Annotated in this window: 6 protein-coding genes; 3 read left to right on the forward strand and 3 right to left on the reverse strand. The window is 70.1% G+C overall.

The annotated features are described in order from the left end of the window. Positions 1 to 126 precede the first annotated feature (126 nt). Positions 127 to 483 (forward strand): replication initiator, encoded by a 357-nt coding sequence (locus tag GQS09_RS24460; protein ID WP_313896320.1) that lies wholly within the window; start codon positions 127 to 129, stop codon positions 481 to 483. A 105-nt stretch (positions 484 to 588) separates the two neighbouring features. Here the strand turns inward: GQS09_RS24460 and GQS09_RS30785 are convergent, their stop codons facing one another. After that, entirely contained in the window at positions 589 to 2,022 is a 1,434-nt protein-coding gene (locus GQS09_RS30785; protein WP_165989746.1) for a recombinase family protein, read from the reverse strand. Between the two features lie 23 nt (positions 2,023 to 2,045). Here GQS09_RS30785 and GQS09_RS24470 point away from each other — a divergent pair, with 23 nt between their 5' ends. Together GQS09_RS24470 and GQS09_RS24475 are read left to right on the forward strand one after the other, a co-directional pair. Continuing rightward, entirely contained in the window at positions 2,046 to 5,768 is a 3,723-nt protein-coding gene (locus GQS09_RS24470; RefSeq protein WP_165989747.1) for an RHS repeat-associated core domain-containing protein, read from the forward strand. 28 nt (positions 5,769 to 5,796) lie between these two features. Continuing rightward, positions 5,797 to 6,537, forward strand: coding sequence for a hypothetical protein (locus GQS09_RS24475; RefSeq protein ID WP_165989748.1), 741 nt, complete (start codon positions 5,797 to 5,799; stop codon positions 6,535 to 6,537). A gap of 217 nt (positions 6,538 to 6,754) precedes the next feature. On the opposite strand, the gene GQS09_RS24480 is transcribed toward GQS09_RS24475, so the two are convergent. Continuing rightward, a complete protein-coding gene (locus GQS09_RS24480; RefSeq protein WP_165989749.1) occupies positions 6,755 to 7,795 on the reverse strand; it encodes a hypothetical protein in 1,041 nt (346 codons plus the stop codon). Positions 7,796 to 7,853: 58 nt separating this feature from the next. After that, positions 7,854 to 8,042 (reverse strand): hypothetical protein, encoded by a 189-nt coding sequence (locus GQS09_RS24485; protein WP_165989750.1) that lies wholly within the window; start codon positions 8,040 to 8,042, stop codon positions 7,854 to 7,856. Between the last annotated feature and the right edge of the window lie 632 nt (positions 8,043 to 8,674).

Raw genomic sequence — 8,674 nt, forward strand, 5'->3', positions numbered from 1 at the left:
CACCCGATATATCGAACACTGGTACAATCACAGACGACTTCACTCGGCCATCGGCTATCGACCTCCACGCGAGGCGCACGCCGACCACCAGCGCCTCCAACTCGCCTCATGAAATAACCCGGTTACATCCCTGTCCGGAAAACGCGAGACCCCTCAACCTGCTGGCGCCTGGGGGCCTTGCCCGAACTGGCACACCTGCGGCTGAGGGCCTGGGCTCACCAGCTCGGCTACCGGGGCCACGTGCTCACCAAATCCCGTGCCTACTCCACCACCTACAGCGCGCTGCGTGCTGAACGGGCGGCACACGCTACGGCGCGGCGGCGGCTGTGGGGCTCGGCCGTGGTCACCGTTCAGCGCTGGCGCTACGCCGGGTCCGGGCACTCCCCCGGGGCGGCGCTGCTCGCGGCCGGGATCGCCTCCGACATGGCGGCCGGTCGGGAAGCTGCCCGGGAAGCGTTGGCCGGTGAGGGGCGCGGGCCGTGACGCGGGAAGAGTGGATCACCCGGCAGCTTGCCAAGTGCCCAACGACGGTGGGGCCGAAGAGCGCTGAGCGGCTGGCGCGACTCCTCGGCCCGGCACTGTCGGCGATCACGGAAGCGGGTTCGGCTCCACATCGATCCGGTCCAGATCAAGGCCCGGTCCCCGCCGCTGGGTCGGGTGGATGATCACTGCCGCGTACAGGAACCGCAGAACCGCGTTCAAGCGAGGGTAGTCGCCTGCCTTCTCCAGCTCCGCCCACGCCTTCGCGGCTCCGGGGCCGGTGAGACCCTTCAGCACCGACACCGGGCGGTGTGCGGTGACCTTCTGGCGGGCCTTGATGCGGTCCTCGATCGTGCGCCGCATCTGGCGGTACTCCGGCGTGGGAATCTCCCGTGCAAGCCACATCTCTTTCAGCTCGGCAAGCTGCTGCTGATCGGCCTCGTCCTCCGCCGCGCTCTGCGGGACCTGCACCGGGGCGGCCGGGCGGCCGGTAACGTCCAGGCTCTCAAGCTGCCGGACGGCAAGCTCCGTGATCAGCTTCTCCAGCGGCTCGGCCAGGATCGTGCGCTTGCAGCGCTGCTCACCATTCCGGGCCGAACGCGCACACCGGTAGATGTAGTCATCCCGCTTCCCGCCGGACTTGCTGCCACCCATCCGCGTGCCGCACGTGCACGTCACCACACCGCGCAGCAAGTAATACCGCTTGGGCCTGGTGCGCTCCTTCTCCTGCACCGAACGGAACTGCCGCAACTGCTGAACCTCTTCCCACTGCCCAAGATCGATGATCGTGGGCCAGTCCCCCATGCCCAGACGCTTCCCCCGGTGCATCTGCACTCCGGCCAGGAACGCGGAATCCAGCATGTTCCGCACCGTGCTGGCCTGCCACTGCTTGCCCTCGGCCGTGCGGATACCCCGCTCATGCAGATCACGGGCGATGGCCGGGGGCGTCTCTCCATCGAGGTACCGGCGGTAGATCTCCTTGATGATCTCCGCCTCATGCTCCACGATCGCCGTGCGCTGCGGGGTGTAGCCGTAGTGGCGCCTGCCCGCATGCGGCCTGCGGGCGGCAAGGCGGTCCTTGACCGCCTCGTTCACCCGGCGGGAGGTGTCGTCAGAGGACTTGCACGCCTGGGCAACCTCGATCCGCAGAATGAACCGGTCCTCCGCGTTGGACAGATCACGCCGGTTGGCCTGCCCGTGCAAGGTGACGTGCTGATCCTCCGCTGCCGACAGCAACTCCTCAAGGTCGCGCGGCTGCCGCATCAGCCGGTCCGGGTGATACACGATCACATGCCGGAACTCCCCCCGGCGGGTGCGCTCCAACAGCTCGTCCCACCCCTTGCGCTTGCGGTTGCGCTGCCAGGCAGAGCGGTTGTTGTCCTTGAAGACAGCAACTACCCGTACGCCCAACCGGTCGGCGATTTCCCGGCAAATGCGCTCCTGGCGGTCTACGCCGGTCTGGTCGTTGTCGTCGGCCTTGGAGATGCGGCAATAGATGGCGGCGTTGTCCTGGTCTGCGGTGCTCCGTGGCGTGTTGTTCACGTCTAATACTGTACGAAAGAGGGTTGGCGGCCCTCGACTGCATCCCCGCGTTCAAGGGGCTGACCACCGCCGCGGGGCTCGCCGCCGGGCTGCGCAACCTCGGCCGCAACTTCCGCAATCTCGCCGGGGACGGGCTTTCGGCGGCCCGCCGTAATCCGCCGCCGCACGGCAAGCCGCCTGGCGGTCGCTGCCGCAACGGCGACCCGGTGGACATGGTCAGCGGGGAGATGCTGATCGAGGAGAGGGATGTCGAGCTGCCCGCGGTGCTGCCGCTCACCGTGCGCCGCACCCACCTGTCCAGCTACCGGTACGGACGCTTCTTCGGCACCTCTTGGGCCTCCACGCTAGACGAGCGCCTGGAGATGGACGAAGACGGAGCGGTATTCGCCACCGAGGACGGCATGCTGCTGCTGTACCCGGTACCGTTACCGGACCGCGCCGTGCTACCGGTGAACGGCCCGGCCTGGCCCCTGGCCTGGGACGGCACCCCTTACGGCGAGATCCGCGTCACCGATCCCCGCACCGGGTGCACCCGGCACTTCGCTCCCCTTGGCCGCCACCCGGCGGGCACCCGGCGCTACACGCTGTACTTGACCGAGATCAGCGACCGCAATGGCAACTTCATCACCTTCGACCGTCAGGCGGACGGTGCCCCGCTCGCCATACGGCACAGCGGTGGCTACCGCATCGACGTCGATCTGCGCGACGACCGAATATCCGGGCTGCGCCTGGCCGATCCGAACGGCCCGCCCGGCGGCGTGCGCCTGCTCGGATACGGGTACACCGTCGCCGGAGACCTGGAGAGGATCTACAACTCCTCCGGTCTGCCCAAGGTGTTCACCTACGACGAGCGCGCCCGGATAACCTCCTGGACCGACCGTAACGAAGCCTGGTACCGCTTCACCTACGACGCTCAGGACCGCTGCGTCGCCGGCGATGGCGTGGACGGCATCCTGTCGTGCCGGATCGCCTACGACACCGACGCCCGCACCACGCGCTTCACCAACGCCCTGGGCCACACAACCGTCTACCGCTGGAACGACCGGCTGCAGCTCACCTCGGTGACCAGCCCGCTCGGCCACACACTCCGCCAGGAGTGGGACGAACGCGATCGCCTGGTCGCCCAGACCAACGAACTCGGCCACACCACACGGCTGAGCTACGACACCGAGGGCAACCTCACCGCCCTGGAACGCCCGGACGGTGCCCGGCTCGTAGCGGAGCACAATCGGCTGGGCCGCCCCGTGCTGATCCGTGAGCCGGACGGGGCCGAGTGGCGGCACCGCTACGACGCGGCCGGCAACCGCGTCGCGACCATCGATCCGCTCGGCCATGCGACCCGGTACGAATACGGCGACCACGGCGAACTGCTTGCCGTCCGCGATCCGCTGGGGCATACCAGCCGCACCGAAACCGACCGGGCCGGGCTCCCGCTGCGCATCACCGATCCGCTGGGCCGGACCGTCACCGTAACGCGGGATGCCTTCGGCCGCGCGGTGGCCATTACCAACGCCATGGGCGAGACCCGCCGCTTCGGCTGGACCACCGAGGGCCGCGCCGCCTGGGAGGAGGGTCCGGACCGGGCCCGTCAGACCTGGGAGTGGGACGGCGAGGCCAATCTGCTCCGCCATGTCACGGCGGCCGGCCTGGCCTACACCGCCGAGTACCGGTGGTCGGGTCTGCCCGTCCGGCGGACCGACCCCGATGGCACTGCATACCGCTTCCGCTACGACGGGCAGCTCAACCTGCTCTCGGTCACCACCGGCGGCGGCGAGGAGCAGCAGGACTGGAGCTACCGCTACGACGCGGCGAACCGGGTGGTGCAGGAGACCGACTACGCCGGCCGCACGGTGGACTACGTCCTGGACGCGGCCGGCCGGGTGCACGCCGTGCGGGCCGGCGACCACACCCCCATGGTCCTCACCCGCGACGCGCTGGGCCGGGTCACCGAGAGGCGGTCGGGCGACTGGACGGTCACCCACGAGTACGACGCGGCCGGCAACGAGGTGCGGGCCACCGGTCCGCACGCCACCGTTCAGCGCACCTTCGATCCGCTGGGCCGGGTGCTCAGCGAGTCCGTCAACGGGCGGGAAACCACCTGGCGTTACGACCCCCTCGGCCGCCGGGTGGAACGCCGCACCCCCTCCGGCGCCATCTCGGCATGGGAGTATGACGGGGCCGGCCGGCCCCGGACACTGGGTGTGGCCGGCCGACTGCTGGAATTCGGCTACGACGAAGCGGACCGCGAGGTCTCCCGTACTTTCGGGCACGGCCTCGCCCTGGTCCAGTCCTGGGACCCGGCCAACCGCCTGATCGCCCAGTCGGTGGAGCACCGGCGCGGGGAGGACACGCATCTCGTGCAGCGGCGGGAGTACCGCTACCGGGCCGACGGACTGGCCACTGAGATCGGCGAACTCACCACCGGTGTACGCCGCTTCGAGCTGGACCGGGGCGGCCGGGTCACCTCCGTGCAGGCGCCCGGCCGGGCCGAGAGCTACGTCTATGACACGACTGGCAACCTCACTCTGGCGGTCTCCTCGCGCGGGCCGGGCGAACGGGTGGAATCCCGCCAGGAGTACCTGGGCAACCGGCTTCGCCGGGCAGGGCACACCACCTACGACTACGACGGGTTCGGCCGCCCGGTGCGCAGCGTCAAGCGGCTGCTCAACGGACAGCGCCGGATCACCACCTATGAGTGGGACGCCGACAGCCGCCTCACCGCGGTGCGCACCCCGGACGGCGAGCACTGGGCCTACGAGTACGACCCGGTGGGACGCCGCATCGCAAAGCAGCGGCTGACGGGCGACGGCACGCCGGACATGCGGATCGTCTTCACCTGGGACGGCCACCGTCTCGCCGAACAGGTCACCGACAGCGGACACGTCACAAGCTGGGACTACGCGCCGGGCACCCACCGTCCGCTGACCCAGCTCGACCGCGGTCCGGCGCAGGCCGAGGTGGATGCCAGGTTCCACGCGATCGTCACCGACCTGACCGGCGCCCCGGCGGAACTCATCGCTCCCGATGGCACGATCGCCTGGCATCTGCGCACCACCCTGTGGGGCATGCCGCTCACCGGCGGCGGCTCGGGCGATGGACCCGGCGGCGACGGGCCGGTGGACTGCCCGCTGCGCTTCGCCGGGCAGTACGCGGACCCGGAGACCGGCTGGCACTACAACTTCCACCGCTACTACGACCCGGCCACGGCCCGGTTCGTCACACCCGACCCGCTGGGCCTGGACGCGGCACCGAACCACTACTCCTACGGGCCCAATCCGCTGTGGTGGCTGGACCCGCTCGGCCTGTACCGGAATCCGGCGAACGGGCAGTACGCGCACGATCCCAACGCTCCCCCGACCACCCACAACCGGGACACCGAATACCCCGGCGGCTACCGTCAGTCCACCCACGACGAGATGGCCATCCGCTGGACCGACGAGGGACGTACGACCGGCGCGGTGCCCCGGGACCCTCGGACCGGCGAGCGCATCCCCAGAAGCGATCTCACCTGGCGCGACCGGTACGGCAACATCATCCCCAGCGACCAGCTCACCTACGAGCACCGCGAGCCGGTGGTCGATCACTGGAACCGGGAGGGATACAACTCCGACCGGGCGACCCGCAATGACTGGTACAACAGAGTGGACAATCTGGAGCCGATGACCCGCAGCCAGAATTCCAGCGGCGGTGCCCAGATGACTGCCAGATACCGTCAGGACGTCGGCCCCAATTACAGTTGCTCGTGAAAGCCCTCGAAGCCGGAGAAGGAGACAGATGGTGGATCTCGCGAGCACGGTGCGGGAATTCAAGGGCAGCGCACCCGTGGCCGGAGTCACCGACGCCTGGTACTGGTCGCCCGCGCCGGGGCTGCACTTCTGCGGAACCCTCACCGAGGACGGCAGCCGGCTGCTCCAGTTCCATTTCCGCGGGCCGGGCGACGAGCAGATGGTGCGGTCCATCACCGCGTTCGCCCGCGCGCACGGCGCGGAGCTGACCGCCGCCGATCCGATCGCGGCCGTATCCGGCTTCCGCTGCGAGGGCCGCCCCTTCGACACCGTGGCGGCGCTCGCCCCGGTGATCGCCAAGCCCTACTCCTATGAGCGCCCCGAGCTGACGCCCCACGTCTACGTCATGTACCCGGGCTATGCGTGCGAGTTCGCCGACGGCCAGACAGAGGCCGAGACGCTGGCCAAGGAGCGGTTCGCCGATCCCGGCGCGCTGGACCGCAAACCGGTGCCGTTCGTCAGGATGCGTTTCCGCAACGACCGCACCGGCGCCGGCAGCATGGGCGACGAGCGGGGCGTGGCCCGGCCGGACGTCCTCTGGCACGAGCTGGCCGAGCTGGAGAACTCGCCGGGTTTCGTGGAGTTCGAGAACCGCCGCCGCCAGGTGTGGCGGGTGGAGTGGGACGGGACCTACCGGGTGACGGAAAGCGCCGCGCCGCAGGCCGCCGGCAGCCGGGAATACGGCCGCGAGGAGCTGCTGGCCTTCGCGCGGGAGCGGGTCGAGGGGTGAGCGCCCGTCTCCGGGCCCGGGACGCCACCGGCGCCGTCTGGGAGGATCCCTCGGCGGACAGACTGCACGACCTGATCTCGGAGCTCAACGCTCGCTTTCCCTTCCTGGTCGTGGAGCGCCTCGATATGCCCGAGGCCGGGCAGCACTACATCCAGGTGTGGCGGCACGGCGACGGCGGCCACACCGTGGAGTACCGCGACGGCAGCCCGGAGCGTCACTACCGGGCGGGGCTGGCCCCCGTGCCCGGGCCGTTCGGGGAGGATGAGGTCACCGCAATCGTGTGCAGCTGGGCCCGGTCGGGTGACGAAGCCTGGCGCACCACCGTCCCCTGGCACCGCTGGACGGAGGCGGACCGCCGCTGACTCCTGGGCCCGACGGGCCCTGCCGTCAGTCTTCCACCACGACGCCCTGGACCTCCGTCACCGGGACGGGGGGCCTCCTCCCAGGGGCTCTCCAGGGTGTCCGGCAGTCCGGCAACCTCCACCGGCGCGCCGTCCTCTTCGAAGTGCACCGTGTACACCAGGCGGGCGCGCACCGGGTAGGCGGTGGTGCCGTCGGCCGTCTGGGCAGAACCGTTCACCGACGCCTTGGTGTAGACATGGACGCAGACGTCGGACGTGACGGTGATGAACGGGCAGCCGAGCACCTCGCTGCCGTCGCCCGGATCCACCTCCATCCGGCCGGGCTCGGCGATGGCCACCACGCCCTCGACCGAATCGCTGCGCAGCTCCCCGTCACCGGCTCCGGCCACCCACCACCAGGTGTCCATCAGGACCACGGACCGCTGCGGCGGGCTGAACACGAACCGCTGCGGCGGGCTGAAGGCGATGGTGAACTGCGGGGTGGCGAGCTGCCCGAACGCCTCCCAGGCGCGGTCCGGCAGGGAACGCTCCTCCGGTGTGTACCAGCCCCACTCGTCGTAGGCGTGGATGCCGTCCGGGCCCAGGCAGTACTTGTAGATGTAGACGGAATCCTCGGACGGCCGGCCGGGCGGCCAGGTGTCCGGCGTCGGATAGGCGGCCGAGGGAACATTCGCCCAGCAGGCGTTCTCGCCCTCGCACCAGCGATGCGTGCTGGACGCCACCAGATCGAGATCGCAGGACGGTTCACCGCCGCCATCGCCGTCCTGGCCGCTCTCGCCGTTCTCCCCGCCCTCGCACGTGAAGACCAGCTCGCCGTCCTCGTTGCGCACCTTCTTGCAGTGGTGATCCGCCTGGGCCGAACCCGCGCCCGGGCCCAGCAGGGCCAGCGGCGTCACCAGGACACCCGCGGCGATCCCCCAGCGCGCTGCCCGGCGCAAGCGCGGGCGCGACCGGTCAGCATGTCACGCTCGCCTCCTCGGCCGGCACAGTGTCGGTGATCAGCCAGCCGCCCGCGACCCGCTCGGCGTCGAACACCCGCGGTGCGGGGCCCAGCAGTTCCAGCTCGGAGGGCTCGCCGTTCTCCAGCAGCAGCCACTCGTCCTCATCGACGCACGACTCGATGCGTGCGGTGTCGCCGTTCACGTGATGGCCACCTCGCCGACGGCCGGCTCACCCGGCAGCCGCCTGGCCCGTCAACCAGAACTGACCCCGCCGGGGCCCCGTACCCAACGCGGGACGGGACACTTCAGGCCCGGACAACCCTCGCTACAACGCGACGGACCTCCACGCATCGGCGACCCGGTGTCGAGATCCGCCACTCGAAAGTTCACAGCGGCTTGTACCCTGCCGACACACCCCGGGTGGTAACACCCGACTGCCCCAGGGGCGGCGCAGGCTCCTCCCGGGGACCAGCCGGGGACCACACGCCATGCACAGCACCGCACAACTCCGGCAATACCACACGAAACTCCCCGTCCCTTTGTTCCAACTGCCCTATTTTTGGGGCGTTTCGGCCGGACTGGGGGTCAAGGGGTCGTGGGTTCAAATCCCGCCGTCCCGACCAGCGAAACCGCAGGTCACAAGGCCATTCCCGCCGCACGGCGGGGATGGCCTTCGCCGTCTTCCGCCCCTGATGGTCGCATGGTGGTCGCATCCGCCGACCAGGCCGCCGCACCGTCGCCGAATGGCCGTACCTGACCGCTGTCTTCACTCCATGCGGTTCCCGGCTGTGGTCGCGTGGTGGTCGCATCCGCCCCGGGCCGCGGCACCCCGGG

Origin of the sequence: Streptomyces sp. YIM 98790 (assembly GCF_011421595.1) — a bacterium.
Classification (GTDB): Bacteria; Actinomycetota; Actinomycetes; order Streptomycetales; family Streptomycetaceae; genus Streptomyces.

Coding starts and splice junctions, on each gene's coding strand:
- GQS09_RS24475 (WP_165989748.1), top strand. CDS start 5,797: ATGGTGGATCTCGCGAGCACGGTGCGGGAATTCAAGGGCAGCGCACCC.